Below are 19,518 nucleotides of genomic sequence, written 5' to 3' on the forward strand. Positions count from 1 at the left end.
GGGAGGGAAAAGAGATGCGCGCGCATTTTCGAGTCTCGCCAATGAGCACGACTCGTCTCTCGCTGTTCAATGTAACGTCGGTCGCGCTGGGGCTGGCGTTTCTGTACCTGCCCATCGCGATCCTTGTGATCTATTCGTTCAACGCCTCGCGTCTCGTCACGGTGTGGGGCGGCTGGTCGCTGCGCTGGTATACCGAATTCTTCAACGACGAGGCCATGCTGTCGGCGGCGTGGATGAGCCTGCGCGTGGCATTCTGTTCGGCGACGGCAGCGACCTTACTCGGTACACTGGCGGCGCTGGGGCTGGCGCGGGGCGAGCGCTTCAAGGGACGCACACTGTTTTCCGGAATGCTTTACGCGCCGCTGGTGATGCCCGAAGTCATTACCGGGCTGTCGCTGCTGCTGCTGTTCGTGGCCATCGATGCGGGGCGCGGATTCTGGACTGTCACCATTGCGCACACCACGCTGACCATGTGCTTCGTGACGGTGGTGGTGCAGTCGCGGCTGGGTACGCTGGATCGCAGTCTTGAGGAAGCCGCGATGGATCTCGGCTGCTCGCCGGTGCAGGCCTTCGTCGCCGTGACGCTGCCGCTGATGCTGCCGTCGATCGCGGCGGGCTGGATGCTGGCGTTCACGCTGTCGCTGGACGATCTGGTGATCGCGAGTTTCACCACCGGGCCGGGATCGGCGACGCTGCCGATCCGGATCTATTCGGAAGTGCGGCTCGGCGTGAAGCCGGAGATCAACGCCATCTGCGCGCTGGTGATCGCGGCGGTCGCGCTGGTGATCGTCGCGGCGTCGCTGGCGTCGAAACTGTCGAGCGAGCAGGGCGAAAGCGCCGCGCCGCTCTAGTTCGCTTTTTCCGTCTGGGTTTCCGCGGCCGCCGGCGGAGAAACAGGCGCCGGATTGTCCGTTGGCGGTGCGGACTGCGGCGTATCGGTCGCCGGAGCAGGTGCTTCGGTGGCGGGAGGAATCGGCGCAGGCAGCACCGGCACCGGCAAGACGACGGCAGCGGGGGCGCTTGGTTGCGGGGCCGCGGCCTGGGGCTGCGCCACCGGCTCAGCGGGGGTTTTCCTGCCGCCGGTGAAGCGATCGATCACGGATTTCACCGCGTCGCGCGTCCTGCGGTCCTTCAGCGAATCCAGCAGCGGCGCGGAGGCCGGCGAACGACGGATCAGCGATTCCGAATCCGGGAAGACCAGCGGATCGTCCCACGGGCCCTGCACCACGAACGGCAATTGAAACGCCGGCGGCACGTCGCTCGCGACCACAAGGCTGGCAACGCCCTTCAGGTCGTATTCGCGCGACGGCACCGAGGCCGTGCCGGTGAGCAGGACGCGCGTGGTGGGGCCTTCGATCCGCGCATCCTCCGCGGTGGCAACACCGTCATTGAAGCGGATGGCGATGTTCAGCGATTCGAATGCCGTCGAGCCGCTGCGGAAATTGCCGGCGCCCGACAACGGGCGGCGCTCAAGGCGTTTCAGCAGTTGCTCGACATTGAGCCCGCTGATCGCGCCATTGTGCCCCGTCAATGTAGCGGTGCCGTCAAGCGACTGCGCCAGCGCAAACGGGCTGGCGCCCCTGGCTTCCAGCGCGAAGTTGAGATTGCCGCGCCCCGTCAGCCGGTTGACGCCGAACAGTTCCTGAACGCAACTCGCCAGATCGACATCGGTGAACTGGAACTGGGCTTTGACGTTCGCATCGGTATCGGTCCGCGCAATTCCGAATGAGCCCTTGAGAATGCCGCCGTAAATCTGCGCTTCGCCGATGCTCAGCGCCAGCGTGCCGTTGCGCAGATTGGCCCCGAGCGCGGTGCGGCCGAGCCTGGAGGTGCCGATGGTGACCTTCGCGGCCGACAGGCGCATGTCGAGATCGGTGGCGGAGAGACCGCGCAGGTCGAACAGTTGCCGATTCCAGTCGCGGGCGCCGCTGGCGAGCAGGCGGATGGTCTCGATGTAAGGCGAAAAGTCGAGCGCGTCGGCGGCGAGGGTCGCCTGCACGGTCTGGCGGTCGTTGTTGCTGTAGGTGATGACGCCCTCGGCGGTGTTGCCGTCGAGTTCGAGATTGACGTTGGTCAGCGCGATGGATTCGCCCACCACATTGGTGCGGGCCTTGAGCGAGAGGCGTCCCAGTCCGCCGGTGCCGGGGGGAGCCTGTCCCGCCCAGCGCATGGCATTGCGCAGCGACGGGCTGTCGGCGCTCAGCGTGCCTTCCATCAGGAGACTGGTGCGATTGGCAATCGCGCCGTCGAAAGCGAACTTGAGCGGCGCGCTTGCGACCCGGACCTTGATGCCGGAACGGTCGCCGGACAGCGCAGCGATGAAGTCGTTGATGCTGAGGCTGCCGTCGACCAGTTCGCCCCGCCAGTTGAACTGGCCGGTGGCGGCAAAGGAGCGCGAGATCGACGGCCACGCCAGCGACAGGTCGATCCCGTTGACGGTCTCGGCGATGTCGCGGGCATCGTTCTGATAGGCGAGGACGCCGTCCTTGATGCGGATTTCGGAGAACGACACCGGGCTGTCGATGCCGGGCTTCACGGTCCGCGCCAGCGTTTCGGCGATGGCCGTCCAGTTGCTGCGGCCGTCAGCGGTGCGCTTCACGTTGATCCGCGGATTTTGCAGCGTCACGTCGGCGATTTCATAGCGCCGCATCAGCAGCGGCAGCAGGCGCAGGTTGGCGGTCAGTTCATCGACGGTCAGCGGCTCATCGGCGATGCCGCGTGAACTCGCGCCTTTCAATCCGACCTGCCGCAAGGTGATGGAACTGCCGGGGAAAACCGAGACCCGCACGTCGCCGTTGACCATCAGGTCGAGCCCGGTGGCCGCGCGAATTTGCTTCTCGACCGACAGCCGCACGGCGTTCTGGTCGATCATCCAGGAAATGGCGATCAGGCCGATCAGCGCGGCAGCGAGAAATGCCGCAACCGGCATCCCGAGGCGCTTTATCCCTTGGGCCATCGTCAATGAGTTCATCCGGTAAGGTTGCTGTGGCGCATCGGCGGGCTTCTCTGCGCCGGGCAACCGCAACTTGATTGTTTTTCTTGACGCTTTCAAGGCCATCCGAAGCCTTAAACCCTGCAATCGCGCCTCAAAACCAAAGGTATTCAAAGGTGTTCGGACGACGCGGCGCTCGAGGCGGGGCGGCTGCGAAGCCGGCAGAGCGGGACGCCGCGCCGCGATTGACGCGCCGCGAAGATTCCGCCTAATAATCGCCCGGCAAAGCGGTTGGCCCGCCTATTTCCCTCCATCAGGTTGCACCCCCATGAACAAGGTTTACCCCGACGCGAAATCCGCGCTCGATGGCGTTGTCAAAGACGGCATGATGATCATGTCCGGCGGTTTCGGCCTCTGCGGTATCGCCGAGACCCTGTCCGACGCGTTGCGCGAAACCGGCGTCAAGAACCTGACGGTGGTCTCGAACAATGCGGGCGTGGACGGCATCGGCCTCAGCCGCCTGCTGGAAACCCGCCAGATCAGGAAGATGATCTCGTCCTATGTCGGCGAGAACAAGCTGTTCGCGCAGCAATACCTCGCGGGCGAGCTCGAGCTCGAGTTCAATCCGCAGGGCACACTGGCGGAGCGCATTCGCGCCGGCGGCGCGGGCATTCCGGGCTTCTACACCAAGACCGGCGTCGGCACCCTGATCGCCGAAGGCAAGGAAGTGAAGGAATTCAACGGCGAGAAGTACATCATGGAGACCGGCCTTGTCGCCGATCTCGCCATCGTTCACGCCTGGAAGGGCGACACCGCGGGCAACCTCGTGTACCGCAAGACCGCGCGCAACTTTAACCCGATGATGGCGACCGCTGCGAAGGTCACCATCGCGGAAGTCGAGCATCTGGTGCCTGCGGGCGAGATCGATCCCGATCACATTCACACACCGGGCATTTTCGTCCAGCGCATCATCGCCGTGGATCCCGCGTTGAAGCGGATCGAACAGCGCACCCTGCGCAAGCGCGCCTAACTGATTTCCAAAGGAGAGTTCCATGGCCTGGACCCGTGAACAGATGGCAGCGCGCGCCGCGAAGGAACTGCGCGACGGTTATTACGTCAATCTCGGCATCGGCATTCCGACGCTGGTCTCCAACTACATTCCTGCAGGCGTCGATGTGTCCCTGCAGAGCGAGAACGGCATGCTCGGCATGGGCCCGTTCCCGTATGAGGGCGAGGAAGATCCCGACCTCATCAATGCCGGCAAGCAGACGGTGACCGAACTGCCGGACACCAGCTATTTCTCCAGTGCGGATTCGTTCGCGATGGTGCGCGGCGGCCATATCGATCTGTCGATCCTCGGCGCGATGCAGGTTGCCGAGAACGGCGATCTCGCCAACTGGATGATTCCCGGCAAGATGGTGAAGGGCATGGGCGGCGCGATGGATCTCGTCGCGGGCGTCAAGCGCGTCGTCGTCGTGATGGAGCATTCCGCCAAGGACGGCGCCAAGCTGCTGCATCGCTGCAACCTGCCGCTGACCGGCGAGCGGGTGGTGGACATGGTTGTCACGGATCTGGCGGTGTTCACCATCGACAAGCACGGCAACGACGGCATGGCGCTGATCGAACTCGCCGACGGGGTCACGCTGGACGAGGTAAAGGCCAAGACCGAAGCCAACTTCCGCGTCGCGCTGAAGAACGCTTAAGGGCGTTTGCCGGACTCACTTCGGCTTTCCCAAGAAGAAAAAGGCGCGCGGTGGCGCGCCTTTTTCTTCGCCGCATTGACCTTTTGCATTTTGTCCCGAACATGGCCGTGTCGGATCGACCGGGGACAACCAGATGCGCGGTAGTATTGAAGACAAGGCCTTCCTGATCCTGATCGTTGTGGTGTCGCTGGCCTTTGGCTGGATTCTCACCTCGTTCTACGGGGCGATTCTGTGGGGAGTCGTGATCGCGATCATGTTCTCGCCGCTGTACCGGCGGCTGCTGCGGCGGTTTCCGCAGCGGCCCACGCTGGCGGCGGTCGCGATGATCGTGCTGGTCGTCATGATCGTGATCCTGCCGCTGATCATGATCGCCGCATCGCTGACCCAGCAGGCCGCGGCGGTGTTCGCGAAGGTGCAGTCCGGCGAACTCAACTTCGTCAAGCTGTTTCAGCAGATCCTCGACGCGCTGCCGCAATGGATCACCAGCGTGCTCGATCGCTTTGGTGTCGCCAGCCTGGGCGGGATGCAGGAGAAAATCTCAGCCGGGCTGCTCAAGGGCAGCCAGCAGATCGCCGCCCAGGCCTTGAACATCGGTCAGAGCACGCTCGAATTCGTCGTCAACGTCGCCATCATGCTTTACCTGCTGTTCTTTCTGTTCCGCGACGGCAGCGCGCTGTCGCGGCGCGTCAAGGACGCCATTCCGCTGCGCGCCGAGCTGCGCGATGCATTGCTGGAGAAATTCACCGTCGTAATCCGGGCCACGGTGAAGGGGAGCGTTCTGGTCGCCATGGCGCAGGGCGCGCTCGGCGGCCTGATCTTCTGGATACTCGGCATCAATGCGGCGTTGCTATGGGCGGTGCTGATGGCGTTCCTGTCGTTGCTGCCGGCCGTTGGCGCCGGGCTGGTCTGGATGCCGGTCGCGCTTTACCTGCTGGCCACCGGATCGTTTCTTCATGGCGCGATCCTGATCGCCTACGGCTTTCTGGTCATCGGTCTCGTCGACAACCTGCTGCGCCCGATGCTGGTGGGCAAGGACACCAAGCTGCCGGACTATGTGGTCTTGATCTCGACGCTGGGCGGCATCGAAGCCTTCGGGCTCAACGGCTTCGTCATCGGCCCGGTCATCGCCGCCATGTTCATCGCGGTGTGGGATATCTTTTCGATATCGCGGAACGAGGCTCGGGCTGCTTCGACCGATATCTAGGCCGGTCCCTGCGGAATATCCGAGAACCGGGTTAGCCACGCCACCGGGCCGATGCTCGCCGCGACGATCAGAAGCGCGGCGAGAGCGCCGTCCTCGAAGCTGCCGCGGCTGGCATACTGATAGATCGAGGTCGCCAGCGTCTCGACGTTGAGCGGACGCAGCAGCAGCGTCGCCGGCAATTCCTTCAGGCAATCGACGAACACCACGATCGCGGCGCCGAGCAGTGCGGGGCGCAGCAGCGGCAGGTGAATCCGCCGCATGGCGGTGATCTGCCCCGCGCCGGCGCTGCGCGCGCTGTCGTCGTAGTCGAACGGGATGCGCTCGAAGCCGGCGCGCAGAAATCCGGTCGGCACCGCGAGAAAGCGAATGACATAGGCGGTGATCACGGCTGCGCCGGAGCCCATCAGCACAAGGCCGGGCAGCGATAGCCCGAGCCACGCGGCAAATGTATTCAGGGCGTTGTCGACCGCCAGCACCGGCGCCAGCAGGCCGAGCGCCAGCACCAATCCCGGCAGGGCGTAACCTGTCTGTGCGATATTGGCCGAGACCATGCGCCAGGAGCCAGGGCGCCAGCGCATGGCAAGGATCGTCGCCAGCCCGAGACCGAGTGCCACCAGCGTCGCGAGCGCCGCGAAGATCACTGAGTTGACGGCATCGCGCCAGATTGACGTGTCCATCGTGACCAACGACCGATGGATGCTCTGCTGCAACAGAAACAGCAGCGGCACGACGAAGCCGAGCAGCGCCGGCAGGGCGCACGCGGCGAAGGCCAGCCAGCCCTTAAGTCCACGGAACGGTGTGCGCGGCGTCAGCCGCGGACTCTCGGACGAAAATTCGGTGACCGCATTGCGGCGGCCATAGCGCTCCAGCGCGATCAGTCCGCCGACAATCACCAGCACGAGGCATGACAGTTGCGCCGCGCCCGCGAGGCTGCCGCGGTTGAGCCAGGTCGTGAAAATCGAAACGGTGAGCGTGCGCACCCCGAGATATTCGCTGGCGCCGATGTCGTTCAGCGTTTCCAGCGCCACGAGGGCGAGGCCGACGGCGATTGCCGGGCGTGCCATCGGCAGCGAGATACGGCGGAATACATCCCAGCGTCCCGCGCCGAGCGTTCGCGCGGCTTCCGCGAATTCCGCGCTCTGCAACTGCAAGGTCGCGCGCGCGGAGAGATAGACATACGGATACAGCACAATCCCGATGATGAAGATCGCGCCCGGCAGGGAGCGCAGGTTGGGCAACAGCGCCAGCGCGTCGCGCGGCGGAAGCCACACAGTCAGCGTGCGATGGATGAGGCCGAGCGGTTCGAACAGATCGACATAGACGTAAGCCGCGATGTAGGTCGGGATCGCCAGCGGCAGCGGCAGCAGCCAGAGCAGCAGTCCGCGTCCGGGAAATTCATGCGACGATACCAGCCACGCGCTGCCGGCACCTGCGCCAAGTGCGATCAGCCCGACACCGAACAGCAGTAACGCGGTGTCCCACAAGGCCAGCGGCAGCACGTAGTCGATCAGATGCGACCAGAGACCGGGCGCGGGCTGCGCCGCAATCACGACAATCGTGAGTACAGGCAGCGCGACAAGCGCCGCGGTGAAGACCGCCAGTGCCGAGACGGCCGGTTCTACGATGCGTGTGGTGGTCATGCCGTGACGCCGCGATATGTAGACCCCCACCCCGATGCTGCGCATCGACCCTCCCCACAAGGGGGAGGGAGAAGAAGTTCCGCGGCTGGTGGTGCTTGCTTATCCCTCCCCTGAATGGGGAGGGTGGCTGACCGCAGGTCAGCCGGGTGGGGTGATCTCGATGTCAATTATCGAACCCGACCTTGTCGACCAGCGTCGAGGCTGCCTTGCGGCTGGCCGCAATCTTCGCGATCGGTAGTGTGTCGGGATTGAGTTTGCCGTAACCGGCGATGGTTGGATTCACAGCGACACCGGCGCGAACCGGGTACTCATAGTTGGTGTCGGCATAGAGGTGCTGCGCCTTCTCACCCGCCAGCCACTCGATCAGCTTGATGGCGTTGGCGCGGTTCGGCGCATTCTTCGCCAGCAGCACGCCGGACAGGTTCACATGGGTGCCGCCGCCGGCGAAGGTCGGCAGGATCACCTTGGTGGCTTCCGCCCACGGCTTCTTGTCGGGATCGTTGTTCATCATCAGCGCCCAGTAATAGGTGTTGCCGATACCGATGTCGCACTTGCCCGCCGCGACGTCGCGCGCGGTCTCGCGGTCGCCGCCGGATGGCTTCTGCGCCAGATTGGCCTTCACGCCGCGCAGCCATTCCTCGGCTTTGGTTTCGCCGTGGTGCGCGACATAGGCCGCGAACAGCGCGTTGTTGTAGATGTGCTGGCCGGAGCGGATGCATATCCTGCCCTTCCACTTCGGGTCGGCAAGCTCCTCATAGGTGATGGCGTCCTGCTTGACGCGGTCCTTCGAGGCGTAGATCACGCGTGCGCGTACCGAGATGCCGGCCCAGTGGCCGTCGGGATCGCGGTATTGCACCGGCACGATCTTGTCGAGCGCCGCGGACTTGATCGGCTGGGTCACACCGGCCTCCACCGCTTCGGCGATGCGGCCGACGTCCACCGTCAGCAACACGTCGGCCGGGCTGTTGGCGCCTTCCGCTTTCATCCGCTGCTCAAGACCGGAGCTTGCCGAGACGACATTGACCTTGATGCCGGTGTCCTTGGTGAAGGCCTCGAACAGCGGCTGCACCAGCTTGGTCTCGCGATAGGTATAGACGTTGACTTCGCCGGACTGGGCGAATGCGGCGGCGCTCAAAGCCATCGCGGATGCGGCGGCGGCTGCTGCGGCGAGAATGCGGGTTCGTGACATGGAACGCTCCGGCGGCTTCGGTAATGGGCGCGGCGTAGAACGCAGCGCATCGTGCCGGTTCTGTAGCGCAGGGGGCGAGTACATTCACGCGGCGCTATGTCGCGAGTGCGCAAGTTTAGAGCGATTCCAGATTGTGTCAGGCGATCGCGCTGGCGTGCGAGAACACGACCTCGATCAGCGTGCCCGAATGCGGCGCGGTCTTGATATGAAATTGCGCGCGGTTGGCCTCGACCAGCGCCTTGGTCAGCGACAGGTTCACAACCGAACCATCGGCAGTCTGGTCCGATGCGCCTGTCGTGCGGAACGGCGCCATGGCGGCGGCGATCTCGTTGTCATTGAGGCCGGGGCCGGTGTCGCGGACGCGCAGCACGATATCGCCGAAATCGGTGGTTGCGGTCGAGACGATGACCTGCCCGCCGGCATTGGCCAGATGGATCGAGTTGCCGATCAGGTTCAGCGCGATCTGGCGCAGCGCGCGGGCGTCGGCTTTCACCGTCGGCAGTGCGTGGGCGAGCGAGGTGCGGATAATGATGCGTTCGCGGTTGGCCTGCGGCTGCATCACCGCGACGCATTGCTCGACCATGCTGTTGAGGTCCTGGCTCGCGAACGACAGGTCCATCTTGCCGGTTTCGATACGCGACAGGTCGAGCAGATCGTCGATGATCGCCATCACGCGCTGTCCAGAGGCGCGGATGTCCTTCATGTATTCGACATAGCGTTCGTTGCCGAGTGCGCCGAAGCGCTCATCGATCATCACGTCGGCAAAGCCGATAATGGCGCTCAGTGGCATGCGGACTTCGTGGCTGATCCGGCCGAGGATGTCCGCACGGGCGTTCGTCGCGCGTTCGACCTGCCGCCGCGCCTGCACCAGTTCGCCTTCGCTTTTCCTGGCCTGCGACTGGTTGCGGAAGATCGCGAAAAAGCGTGCGCCGTCAGGCCGCGTCCGGCCCAGGGTCATCGACAGCGGAATGACGCCGCCGTCGCGGGCGCGGCCCAGCATCTCGCGGTCGTGGTTGAGCAGGCTTGTCACCGCGGCGGTCCTGACATCGTTCACATAGTCCTGCACCGCGCGCTGGCTGTCCGCCGCGAACAGATCGGTCAGATTGAGGGTGGCCATCTCGTTATCGTCGCGGCCGAACAGAACCTCGGCGCTGCGATTGCAGGAAAGGACGCGGCCCTGGCCGTCGAAGACAATGACGCCCTCGGCGGTGTTGTCGAGAATGGTGCCGAGCTCTTCGGCCTGTGTGGTGTCATCGCTGGCCGCCGTGATCGGTGTGATCGCCAAAACGGGATCGATGCGCGGGCCGGAGAACACCAGTGCATGCGCCGGCTCGTTGTCCCATGTTATGGCGAACAGCCGCGCGTCGGCGGGCTCGCCCTTGTCGGGGCCGCTCTTGCTGGTGGCGGCGATCACGACGGGCGTGCCGGTCTCGGAGGTGCTGCTGGCAGATCCCGCACCGGGTTCGACGGTCAGCGCATCGAGGCCGCCGGCCTCGGTCAGCGCATGGAGGTCGTCATATCCGGTCGACGCAAGGAATGCCTTGTTGGCGTAGAGCAGCCGGTCGAGCCGATACACCAGGACGCCGGTCGGAAGTCGGTCGAGCAACTGCGAATCCTGCGCGGCATTGGCACGCGGCAGGACCGGCTCCGGCTGGAGGAAGGCAGGGGGATGTTCAGGCGCAGGCGGTTCGGACACAGGTTCATGCGGTTGCGCAGCGCCGTCGGCGGCGAACAGTTCGGCCACCGAGGCGTCGGTGAGCGTTTCGCTCTCCGCTGCATTATCGAGACGCGCCGACAGTCGCCGCGCCAGTTCGTCGAAGGCGTTGCTCTCGACCGCCGTCAACGCCGGCGACTTCGGCTCGGCGACTGGAAACGGCACGACGTTTTGCGGAGTGTCCACCACGGGCTTCTGCTCGGCTCTCGGGAAACTGTCCCTGGGGAAATTGTCTTGCACGCTGTCCGCGGCATGCACCGTCTCTGACGGAAGCACGCTTGATGCAGGCTCGTCCACAATGTGTTCGTTGACCGGCTCCGGGATCGTCACATTTGGCGGCGGCGGTTCGCTCGGCTGCGCCGCTGCTGGCGGCTTTGCCGAATACAGCATGTCGTCGCGGCGCTCTGCGGCCAGCCGCGCCATGCCTTCGACGTCGCGGCAGATGCCGAAGCCGCGATAGCCGAGAAATTGTCCGGCGCGGTCGTAGATCGGCAATCCCGACAGCTCGACCGGCAGCCGCGCGCCTGCGCCGTCGGCGGGCCAGTTCACAATGATGCCGCTCCAGGTATCGCGGGTTGCGACCGCCGCCGCCACCTGGCCTTCGGGATCGAGACCGAGCGCATCGGCGATCTCGCCCCATGGCCGGCCGAACGCGGCAGCGGTGCGCGCGCCGATCAGGCGGGTGAATTCATCGAAGCCGAGCGAGAAGCGGCTGTCCTCGTCCATGTGCCACATGAAGCGCAGCGGATGCCGCCGCGGCGTCAACGGCGGGCCGTCCATCTCGAGCAGCGTTGCGGACACATCATCGCCGGAGCCCATTATCGGAGAAGCGGGTTTGCGGCGCTCGTCGTCGATGTAAATCCGGGTGACGTTCTCTACCGGCGCGCCGTGACCTGCGGGTTCTTCGCGCGGCGCGTCGGCATGCGTAACCGGCTTGGGTTGTTCGCTCGCAATGTGTTGAGGCGCAGCTTCGGTGTCCGCGGCGGTCCGGGCCGGTGCTTCCGGTTCTGATGATTCATCGAACACGGATTCGAAAAGATCGACCGGCGTCACTTCGGCTGGCGCGGTGGTTTGATCGGAGATATCTGCGGCAGTTTCCGCCGCCGTTTCAGCCGGAGCAGGTTCAACCGGCGCAGTTTGCGCAGCCTGTTCGGTGACGTTCTCGCGAACCGGCTCAATCTCTTCAGACGGGAGAACCACGGGTGTCGGTTTCGGCATTGGTTTCGGCACGATCACGGCGTCGATCAATGCGACCAGCGCGGTCCCGTCGCCGCTGCCGACGCGGTGGACCGTGACGCGGCTGGAGTCCATTTGCAGGATCGATTGTCCGTTACGCAACGCGCCGTTGCGCGCCTCGTCGAAACCGGGTCCGGTCAGATCGCTGAACAGTCCGGGGAAGTTTTTCGCAGCCATGTTGGCGCCCGCAAGCGCGCCATTGGGCGTGAAGGTCATGGCCGGCATCGCGATACTGTCCACCAGATGTGCGAGCCGCTCGGTGAGCGGCATCGGACGTCCGACAGGATCGGCTGCGGCGATGAGAATTCCTGTGCGTCCGTCGGCGAACGTGAGACGCGCGCATGAGCATGTCAGCAGGCGGCCGAGCGGCGCACCGAAACCGCGCAGCCGTTCGAGTCGCGGCGCACCCGACGGCGACAGCCGCGCTGCAAGCTGTGCGGCCTGACGGCGGTGCGGGTCGGCGGGGCCGATGGTTTTCTCGGCGAGGGCGGCGGCGTTGCGTTCGCCGAACAGCCGCGCTCCGATGGTGTTGGCCCAGAGAATGTGGGCGCCGTCGAGCGACCAGACCCACGCAGGCAAGCTGCTTGTCGCGTGAACCGCAAGGCGCGGATCGCGGATGCCATGGAGCTGGAAGTCGGCTTCGCTCATCTCGGACAACGGGCCTGTGTCTCGCTTTCGTGGCGCCGGATCGGGGCGCGGGAGGTGGATCGGACAGCCTTAACAAATGATTAGTATGGCGCGGCTGCCGCAAGGTCCACCAGTGGAGCGCGAGACTACCTCTCCAAACCAGCGATAACGTTAATTCCCTTGTTCCCTTGGGCCTGCGCTGAACCCCAACGCCGCTCGGACGTTGGGTGTTGCAAAAGATATTCAAACGTTCACGATGGACGGGCAGGAACTGTCGTTGCGCTGCGTCATATGTGGTGCCACCCGGCGGTGAATTGCGGACACGGGTCCGGCAGGACCTGGATGTAACAGGAGGGCGCGACATGTCAGGCAATCAGTTCGAGATCCCGAAGGAAATGCGGTCGATGGCGGAAGCGAGTCTCGATCAGGCACGCAAGGCATTCGATACCTTCATCAGCAGCGCGCAGCAGACGGCAGCGGCGTTTGGCGGCTCACCCCTTGGCGGTCCGGGTAACGCAGCCAAGGAGATCAGCGCCAAGGCCATCGCGTTCGCGGAAAAGAACGTGCAGGCCTCGCTGGCCTATGCGCAGCAGCTGATTCACGCCAAGGACCTGACCGAGGTGATGCGTCTCCACACCGAATACGTGCAAGGTCAGATGCGGGCACTGGCCGAGCAGGCCAGCGAAATGGGTCAGACCGTGACCCGCGCGGCCATGGATGCCGCAAAGCCCAAGTAATCCGCCCCTGGCCACCGGAGGATCGATCCGGCGCGAGCGCCGGATCAGGCATGCGCACGGCCTCGCCGTATTTTGTTGCAACGCACAAAACCCCTCATATAGTGCCAAATAGATACGGACCAGGGCCCCAGCCTTCAGGGCTCACGCCGCCGGTTGCGCCGCTCCCAGCGGCTTCAATTCCAGACACAAGGACTGCCCTATGAGCGCGAACGATCCATTTGCCGTTGTCCCCTTCAAGGTTCCCGAGCAGTTTCGCGCGTTCACCGAGATGGGCATGTTCCAGGCGCGTGACGGCTATCAGAAGCTCAAGGACGCGGCCGTTTCGAACAACGGGGCTCTTGAGGCGCTGGTTGAGCAGGCTACCAAGGGCGCCGGCGATTTCACCTCGAAGGTGATCGGAATGGCCCAGACCAATACCGAGGCCGCGTTCGCCTTCACCCAGAGCATGATGGGTGTGAAATCGCTGCCGGAAGCGTTCGAGCTGATGAACGCCCACGCCCGCAAGCAGTTCGAGGTTCTGACCGCGCAGTCCCAGGACCTCGCAGCCATGACCCAGAAGGCAGCGGCTGCCGCCGTCGAGCCGATCGCCGCCGGCGCGGCAAAGGCTTTCAAGCCCGGCGTCTGATCGGGGCGCTGTGCCTGGGCAAAGGCTTCAGGGCAGCCGCCGCGCCGATGAACCGTTTCCGTGGCCGCGGCTACCCATAACGGACTGTTGGCGACGCGATTTCGGCAGGTCAAAGCGTCTTGCCAAAGCGCGGCGTTGCACCTAGTTTCCCGCGAAATCGCCGCCCCTGGCGGGGCAGCCGGCAGGCTGCCGCGATTGAAAAATGCAGTTGTAGCTCAGCTGGTTAGAGCGCCGGATTGTGGATCCGGAGGTCGGTGGTTCGATCCCACCCAACTGTACCACTTCCGAAGCGCCAAAAATCCGAAGTCTCAGGCCGACTCCGCCAGCAGGATGCGGATATCGTCGCCTGTTGCAAGCTCGCTTCCGGGATGGGTGAGCGTCGCGAAGGTTCCGATCGCCGCGGGACGCCCGACCAGATAGCCCTGAACCTCATTGCACAATTCGGATTGCAGGAACGCCAATTCGGCCGGCGTCTCGACGCCTTCCGCCAGCACCGGCAAACCGAGACCGCGGCCGAGGCCCAGCACCGCGCGCACGATGGTGGCGGCCTGCTCGTTGGTGTTGACCGACTTGATGAATGAGCCGTCGATCTTGATCTTGTCGAACGGGAAAGCGCGCAGGTTGGAGAGCGACGAATATCCGGTGCCGAAATCGTCCATCGCGATATGCACGCCGAGCGCCTTGATACGCCGGAGCGTGTTGAGCGCGCGGTTGAGGTCGCGCACCAGCGCGGTCTCGGTGATCTCGAGTTCGAGCCGGTTTGGTGCGAGGCCGGTCTCCAGCAGCACTTCATGCACGAGTTGCACGAAATTCTCGTTGTAGATCTGGACCGCCGAAACATTGACGGCGATGGTCAGCGGCTGCGGCCAGCTGGCGGCCTGCTTGCAGGCTTCGCGCAAGACCCACTCGCCGATGCCGAGAATGGCGCCGGTTTCCTCCGCGATCGGAATGAACACGGCCGGTGAAATCGAACCGCGCGTCTTGTGGTTCCAGCGCAGCAGGGCCTCAAAGCCAACGACGGTCCTGCTCTGGATGTCTTCCTGCGGCTGATAGACCAGATTGAACTCGCCGCAGGATACCGCCTGCCGCAGATCGTGCTCCAGCACGCGGCGGTCGTGAACTTCAGCGCCCATCTTCGCTTCGAAGAAACGGTAGGTGGCGCGGCCTTCCATCTTGGCGCGGTAGAGCGCCGTGTCGGCGTGGGTCAGCAGCGTCTCGCGATTGTCCGCATCGTCGGGGCAGATCGCAATGCCGATGCTGCACGAGGTTATGTTCTCGCTGTCGGATTTGTCGCCGTCCGGCCGCAGCGCTTCGAGGATGTGATCGGCCAGCCGTCCCGCCGTCGCTGGATTGGACAGTCCGGGGACAAGGACGGCGAATTCGTCGCCGCCGAGGCGCGCGACCATACACGTCTTGTCGAGGATTGCGGTGACACGTGAGGCGACGGTCTGAAGAACCTTGTCGCCGGCCGCGTGTCCGAACAGATCGTTGACCTCCTTGAACCTGTCGAGGTCGAAGCAAAGCACCGCGCACTTCTGACCGCCTGCCATGGCTGCCGCGATCTCATGATCGAGCCGCGCATGGAACGTGCCGCGGTTGGGCAAGGAGGTCAGCGCATCGTGGTGCGCGAGATAGCGGATGTGCTGCTCGGCCTTTTTGCGTGCCTGCAGGTTGCGGACGGCGACGACGTGATGCGCGTGCCCGGCGAAGTCGATCGGACGCAGAATCAGTTCGACCGGAATCATCGACCCGTCGTCGTGACGAAGATCGGCCTCGACCGGCTGGTTCGGGGTCGCGAACAGTTTCGCGCGCGCGCCTGCGTCCGGAATGTACGATTGCAGGTTTGTACCGATGAGCTTGTCCGACGTCGATCCGACAAGCTGTGCGAAACTGGTGTTGACGGTCACTGTGATGTCACCGTCGCAGACCAGAAGTCCTTCGACCGCGGCATTGGCGAGGCCGCGCATGCGCTCGGCTTCAAGCACCGAGCGGCGCTGGTCGCGAATGTCCAGCGCGAGGCCGGCCAGCGCGAGGACGATGATCGTAAAACTCGCCACCGCGACACTGAAGGCGAGCCATGCGGCCGGCAAGGCCTGCTGCGACACCTTGATGGCCGGGTCCGGCATGATCGACGCGGCGCCCATGGCGGTGAAATGGTGGCTGCAGATCGCGAGGGTCAGGAGCAGCGCGCCGGTGGCCTTCCAGCGTTCCGATTGACCATAAAGCCCTGCTGGCAGCGCGGCTGCGCCGATCACGGTTCCCAGAAGAATGGAGGCCGCCACCAGCGCCGGGTCCCAAAGGATTGTCCCTTCGATCTCGAAGGCCGCCATACCGAGATAGTGCATGGTGGCGATGCCGCCACCGACGACAGCGCCGCCGAGCCACGGTCCGAGCCGCCATTTGGGCTGCATCGACATCGCGAGGCCGACGCCGGTCAGCACGATCGCCGCGATCAGCGACAGCGCGGTCAGCGAGATGTTGTAGCCGTTGGGAATCCCGGGCGAGAACGCCAGCATCGCGATGAAATGCGTGGACCAGATGCCGAAGCCGGTCGAAATGGCGGATACCGCGAGCCAGACCACGCGCATGTGGCCGGTCGACAGGCGGGCATGTCTGAGCAGGTTGACAGCTGCGAGCGAAGCGATGGCGCAAATGACAGCGGCCAGTCCCACAAGCCGCAGATCATGGGCGGTGGCGATACAATTATAGACCTTCAACATGGGACAACCTGCGACGCGGGAACACGCATCATCGGCAGGTAAGGGGAATTGCGTAAGAAGAGGTAAACCCAGCGGCGGATGTTCGATCGATGCGTCTGCGCGGCCCGCTATCGGCCGTCGGCCGGGCGCGTTCGTTCAGCGAACAATCGAAATAAGTGTTGTGCCACGGTCACTTTTCGCATGCGAACGACGTATCCCGCAGGAATCCAGGAACTAACGCACAATAAACCATGAGACGATGAGATGATCCTTCTCTCGCCAGTTACCGGTCCGCGCGGCTGACCACATCCATCAGTTCGGCGATCTTGCGCCGCTGGTCGGCCTTGTCGCCCGACGTGATCGCATGCTCCACGCAATGCGCGACATGGTCGCGCAGGATCTCCTCCTCGACCCGCCGCAGCGCTGCACGGGCGGCGGCGATCTGCGTGACGATGTCGATGCAATAGCGATCGTCCTCGACCATCCCCGCGAGACCGCGAACCTGGCCTTCGATCCGTTTCAGTCTTTTCAGGCACGACGCCTTGATTTCCTTGCGCATATCATACTATATACCCCTATAGGGTATAGATTGCAAGCGAGGAGTTGGATCGTGGCGTCAGCGGATCATCAAAACAACGACAAGGGCGGTTGCTGCGGCGGCCACAACGATCAAGGCTCTGGCGGGCACAGCCACGACAACCACGGTCATGATCACTCCCATACGCATAGCGGCGCGCACCATCATTCGCATGCCGGAGGGTGCGGATGCGTTGACCGGGATCAAACCGGATCCGCCAGGGCGATCGACCCGGTCTGCGGCATGAGCGTCGATCCGGCGACGGCGAAGCACCGGTTCGCATACAAGGGTCAGGATTATTTCTTCTGCTCCGCCGGCTGCCGCACGAAGTTCGAGGCGAACCCGGAAAAATTCCTGGCGCCGAAGTCATCCGTGCCGGAAGAGAAACTGCCCGAAGGCACCATCTATACCTGTCCGATGCATCCCGAGATCCGTCAGGTCGGGCCGGGGAGTTGCCCGATCTGCGGCATGGCGCTCGAGCCTGAAACCGTTTCGCTTGACGACAAACCCGATCCCGAACTGATCGACATGACGCGCCGCTTCTGGATCGGCCTGGCGCTGACGCTGCCGGTGTTCGTCATGGACATGACAGTCCATGTCGCCGGCATTCACCTGCTCCCGGGACAGACATCGAACTGGATTTCGTTCGTGCTGGCGACGCCGGTGGTGCTGTGGGCAGGCTGGCCGTTCTTCGAGCGCGGCTGGCAGTCGGTCAAGACGCGCAATCTCAACATGTTCACGCTGATCGCGATGGGCACTGGCGTCGCTTATGTCTACAGCGTGGTGGCGACGCTGGCGCCGCAGGTATTTCCGGATGCGTTCCGCGACATGCACGGCGCGGTGGCGGTGTATTTCGAGGCGGCTGCGGTTATCACGGTCTTGGTGCTGTTGGGTCAGGTGCTTGAGCTGCGCGCCCGCGCACAGACCTCCGGCGCGATCCGCGCGCTGCTCGGCCTCGCGCCGAAGACCGCGCGGCGCATTTCGCCAACAGGCGACGAGGACATCGAGATCGACGCCATCGCCGTGGGCGATCTGTTCCGGGTGCGGCCGGGCGAGAAAGTCCCGGTCGACGGCACCGTCACCGAGGGATCGTCGCTGGTCGATGAATCCCTCGTCACCGGAGAGTCGATGCCGGTGAAGAAGGCCGAAGGCGCACAGGTGATCGGCGGTACCGTCAACCAGAGCGGCGGTCTTGTGGTCCGTGCCGACAAGATCGGCCGCGACACCATGCTGGCGCGCATTGTCGATCTGGTGGCGCGGGCGCAGCGCTCGCGGGCGCCGGTTCAGCGGCTTGCCGATCAGGTCGCAGGCTGGTTCGTGCCGGTGGTGATCGCCGCGGCGCTTGCGGCGTTCGCCGCGTGGGCCGCGTTCGGTCCCGAGCCGCGCTTCACCTACGCGCTGGTCGCGGCGGTGACCGTGCTGATCATCGCGTGTCCCTGCGCGCTCGGCCTCGCGACCCCGATGTCGATCATGGTCGGCGTCGGCCGTGGCGCGCGCTCCGGCATTCTCATTCGCGACGCCGAAGCGCTGGAGCGGATGGAGAAGGTCGACACATTGGTGATCGACAAGACCGGCACGCTGACCGAAGGCAAGCCCAAGGTGGTGGCGGTTGTCGCCGCCGATGGATTCGACCGTGACGAACTGCTGCGGCTCGCCGCCAGCGTCGAGCGTGGCAGCGAGCATCCGCTGGCGTTCGCGATCCTGAACGCCGCGAAGGAAAAGAGCATCGAGCTTGGCGATGTGCGGAACTTCGATTCGCCCGCCGGCAAAGGCGCCAGCGGCACCGTCGATGGCCGCAAGGTCGTGCTCGGCAACGCTGCGATCATGCAGCTGTCGAACATCGATACCCAGGCACTGGAGACCGATGCACGCACCCAGCGCGAACGTGGCGCGACCGCGATCTATGTCGCGGTCGATGGCCGCGCCGCCGGCGTCATCGCCATTGCCGATCCGGTCAAGCCGAGCGCGCCTGAGGCGCTGAAGCAACTGCGCGGCGACGGACTGCGCATTGTGATGCTGACAGGTGACAATGTGACGACGGCGCAGGCGGTGGCGAAGACACTCGGCATCGGAGAAGTCGAGGCCGACGTTCTGCCCGAGCGCAAAGGCGATGTGGTGACGCGTCTGCGCGGCGAAGGCCGGGTGGTGGCGATGGCCGGTGACGGCATCAACGATGCGCCGGCGCTCGCGGCGGCCGATGTCGGCATTGCCATGGGCAGCGGCACCGATGTGGCGATCGAGAGTGCGGGCATCACATTGCTGCGCGGCGATCTCATGGGGCTGGTGGAGGCGCGGTTGCTGTCGCGTGCGACGATGCGCAACATCCGCCAGAACCTGGTATTTGCGTTCCTCTACAACGCAGCCGGCATTCCGGTCGCGGCAGGCGTGCTCTATCCGGTGTTCGGGCTTCTGCTGTCGCCGATGATTGGTGCCGCGGCGATGGCGCTGTCGTCGGTCAGCGTGATCGGCAATGCGCTCCGGCTGGAGCGCGTGCGGCTTCAATCATGAGAGGATTTCATTCGGGATTGAAATCGGGTCACGCGCGATGACAATGGAAGAAGCGCAGAAAAAAGGCCGGGCTAAAGAGCCCGGCCGTTTAGTTTCTGGCCACGTGAGGCCGACACAATCACCTTCC

13 protein-coding genes and 1 tRNA gene are annotated in these 19,518 nt (G+C 64.4%); 8 read left to right on the forward strand and 6 right to left on the reverse strand.

The window, feature by feature from the left end; translation table 11 throughout:
- Positions 1-41 precede the first annotated feature (41 nt).
- Positions 42-851, forward strand: coding sequence for an ABC transporter permease (locus AC1Q6J_RS13960; RefSeq protein WP_492279879.1), 810 nt, complete (start codon positions 42-44; stop codon positions 849-851).
- Here AC1Q6J_RS13960 and AC1Q6J_RS13965 read toward each other — a convergent pair.
- The gene (locus AC1Q6J_RS13965; RefSeq protein ID WP_492279880.1) at positions 848-2,956 is read right to left on the reverse strand and encodes an AsmA family protein; all 2,109 of its coding nucleotides are present in this window, start codon (positions 2,954-2,956) and stop codon (positions 848-850) included. The genes AC1Q6J_RS13960 and AC1Q6J_RS13965 overlap by 4 nt on opposite strands.
- 304 nt (positions 2,957-3,260) lie before the next feature.
- On the opposite strand from AC1Q6J_RS13965, the gene AC1Q6J_RS13970 reads away from it, so the two are divergent.
- The 3 genes from AC1Q6J_RS13970 (at position 3,261) to AC1Q6J_RS13980 (ending at position 5,839) form a co-directional block, all read left to right on the forward strand.
- Positions 3,261-3,962, forward strand: a complete 702-nt coding sequence (locus tag AC1Q6J_RS13970; RefSeq protein ID WP_492279881.1) for a CoA transferase subunit A — start codon at positions 3,261-3,263, stop codon at positions 3,960-3,962.
- A gap of 22 nt (positions 3,963-3,984) precedes the next feature.
- Positions 3,985-4,635: a 3-oxoacid CoA-transferase subunit B gene (locus AC1Q6J_RS13975; RefSeq protein WP_492279882.1), complete on the forward strand. Its 651-nt coding sequence runs from the start codon at positions 3,985-3,987 to the stop codon at positions 4,633-4,635.
- Between the two features lie 133 nt (positions 4,636-4,768).
- A complete protein-coding gene (locus AC1Q6J_RS13980; RefSeq protein ID WP_492279883.1) occupies positions 4,769-5,839 on the forward strand; it encodes an AI-2E family transporter in 1,071 nt (356 codons plus the stop codon).
- Here the strand turns inward: AC1Q6J_RS13980 and AC1Q6J_RS13985 are convergent.
- The 3 genes from AC1Q6J_RS13985 to AC1Q6J_RS13995 form a co-directional block, all read right to left on the reverse strand.
- On the reverse strand, positions 5,836-7,479 hold the full coding sequence (locus AC1Q6J_RS13985; protein WP_492279912.1) for an ABC transporter permease: 1,644 nt from the start codon (positions 7,477-7,479) through the stop codon (positions 5,836-5,838). The genes AC1Q6J_RS13980 and AC1Q6J_RS13985 overlap by 4 nt on opposite strands.
- 163 nt (positions 7,480-7,642) lie before the next feature.
- Entirely contained in the window at positions 7,643-8,668 is a 1,026-nt protein-coding gene (locus AC1Q6J_RS13990) for a Fe(3+) ABC transporter substrate-binding protein (RefSeq protein ID WP_492279884.1), read from the reverse strand.
- Between the two features lie 136 nt (positions 8,669-8,804).
- Entirely contained in the window at positions 8,805-12,266 is a 3,462-nt protein-coding gene (locus AC1Q6J_RS13995) for a PAS domain-containing sensor histidine kinase (protein ID WP_492279885.1), read from the reverse strand.
- A gap of 341 nt (positions 12,267-12,607) precedes the next feature.
- Here AC1Q6J_RS13995 and AC1Q6J_RS14000 point away from each other — a divergent pair, with 341 nt between their 5' ends.
- The 3 genes from AC1Q6J_RS14000 (at position 12,608) to AC1Q6J_RS14010 (ending at position 13,888) form a co-directional block, all read left to right on the forward strand.
- The gene (locus tag AC1Q6J_RS14000) at positions 12,608-12,982 is read left to right on the forward strand and encodes a phasin family protein (RefSeq protein WP_492279886.1); all 375 of its coding nucleotides are present in this window, start codon (positions 12,608-12,610) and stop codon (positions 12,980-12,982) included.
- A gap of 199 nt (positions 12,983-13,181) precedes the next feature.
- Positions 13,182-13,607, forward strand: a complete 426-nt coding sequence (locus tag AC1Q6J_RS14005; RefSeq protein ID WP_492279887.1) for a phasin family protein — start codon at positions 13,182-13,184, stop codon at positions 13,605-13,607.
- A gap of 204 nt (positions 13,608-13,811) precedes the next feature.
- Positions 13,812-13,888: transfer RNA gene (locus AC1Q6J_RS14010), tRNA-His, on the forward strand.
- A 27-nt stretch (positions 13,889-13,915) separates the two neighbouring features.
- Here the strand turns inward: AC1Q6J_RS14010 and AC1Q6J_RS14015 are convergent.
- Both AC1Q6J_RS14015 and AC1Q6J_RS14020 read right to left on the reverse strand, forming a co-directional pair.
- A complete protein-coding gene (locus tag AC1Q6J_RS14015; protein ID WP_492279888.1) occupies positions 13,916-16,327 on the reverse strand; it encodes an EAL domain-containing protein in 2,412 nt (803 codons plus the stop codon).
- Positions 16,328-16,589: 262 nt separating this feature from the next.
- The gene (locus tag AC1Q6J_RS14020) at positions 16,590-16,865 is read right to left on the reverse strand and encodes a metal-sensitive transcriptional regulator (protein ID WP_492279889.1); all 276 of its coding nucleotides are present in this window, start codon (positions 16,863-16,865) and stop codon (positions 16,590-16,592) included.
- Between the two features lie 243 nt (positions 16,866-17,108).
- On the opposite strand from AC1Q6J_RS14020, the gene AC1Q6J_RS14025 reads away from it, so the two are divergent.
- A complete protein-coding gene (locus tag AC1Q6J_RS14025) occupies positions 17,109-19,391 on the forward strand; it encodes a heavy metal translocating P-type ATPase (RefSeq protein ID WP_492279913.1) in 2,283 nt (760 codons plus the stop codon).
- The last annotated feature ends 127 nt before the right edge of the window (positions 19,392-19,518 follow it).

The organism is Afipia sp. MLSD5-FHT05B12, assembly GCF_058793355.1.

Excerpts from the sequence above, each read along its gene's own strand:
- AC1Q6J_RS13960 (WP_492279879.1), top strand. The coding sequence starts at position 42 with ATGAGCACGACTCGTCTCTCGCTGTTCAATGTAACGTCGGTCGCGCTG.
- AC1Q6J_RS13965 (WP_492279880.1), bottom strand. The coding sequence starts at position 2,956 with ATGGCCCAAGGGATAAAGCGCCTCGGGATGCCGGTTGCGGCATTTCTC.
- AC1Q6J_RS13970 (WP_492279881.1), top strand. The coding sequence starts at position 3,261 with ATGAACAAGGTTTACCCCGACGCGAAATCCGCGCTCGATGGCGTTGTC.
- AC1Q6J_RS13975 (WP_492279882.1), top strand. The coding sequence starts at position 3,985 with ATGGCCTGGACCCGTGAACAGATGGCAGCGCGCGCCGCGAAGGAACTG.
- AC1Q6J_RS13980 (WP_492279883.1), top strand. The coding sequence starts at position 4,769 with ATGCGCGGTAGTATTGAAGACAAGGCCTTCCTGATCCTGATCGTTGTG.
- AC1Q6J_RS13985 (WP_492279912.1), bottom strand. The coding sequence starts at position 7,479 with ATGACCACCACACGCATCGTAGAACCGGCCGTCTCGGCACTGGCGGTC.
- AC1Q6J_RS13990 (WP_492279884.1), bottom strand. The coding sequence starts at position 8,668 with ATGTCACGAACCCGCATTCTCGCCGCAGCAGCCGCCGCCGCATCCGCG.
- AC1Q6J_RS13995 (WP_492279885.1), bottom strand. The coding sequence starts at position 12,266 with ATGAGCGAAGCCGACTTCCAGCTCCATGGCATCCGCGATCCGCGCCTT.
- AC1Q6J_RS14000 (WP_492279886.1), top strand. The coding sequence starts at position 12,608 with ATGTCAGGCAATCAGTTCGAGATCCCGAAGGAAATGCGGTCGATGGCG.
- AC1Q6J_RS14005 (WP_492279887.1), top strand. The coding sequence starts at position 13,182 with ATGAGCGCGAACGATCCATTTGCCGTTGTCCCCTTCAAGGTTCCCGAG.
- AC1Q6J_RS14015 (WP_492279888.1), bottom strand. The coding sequence starts at position 16,327 with ATGTTGAAGGTCTATAATTGTATCGCCACCGCCCATGATCTGCGGCTT.
- AC1Q6J_RS14020 (WP_492279889.1), bottom strand. The coding sequence starts at position 16,865 with ATGCGCAAGGAAATCAAGGCGTCGTGCCTGAAAAGACTGAAACGGATC.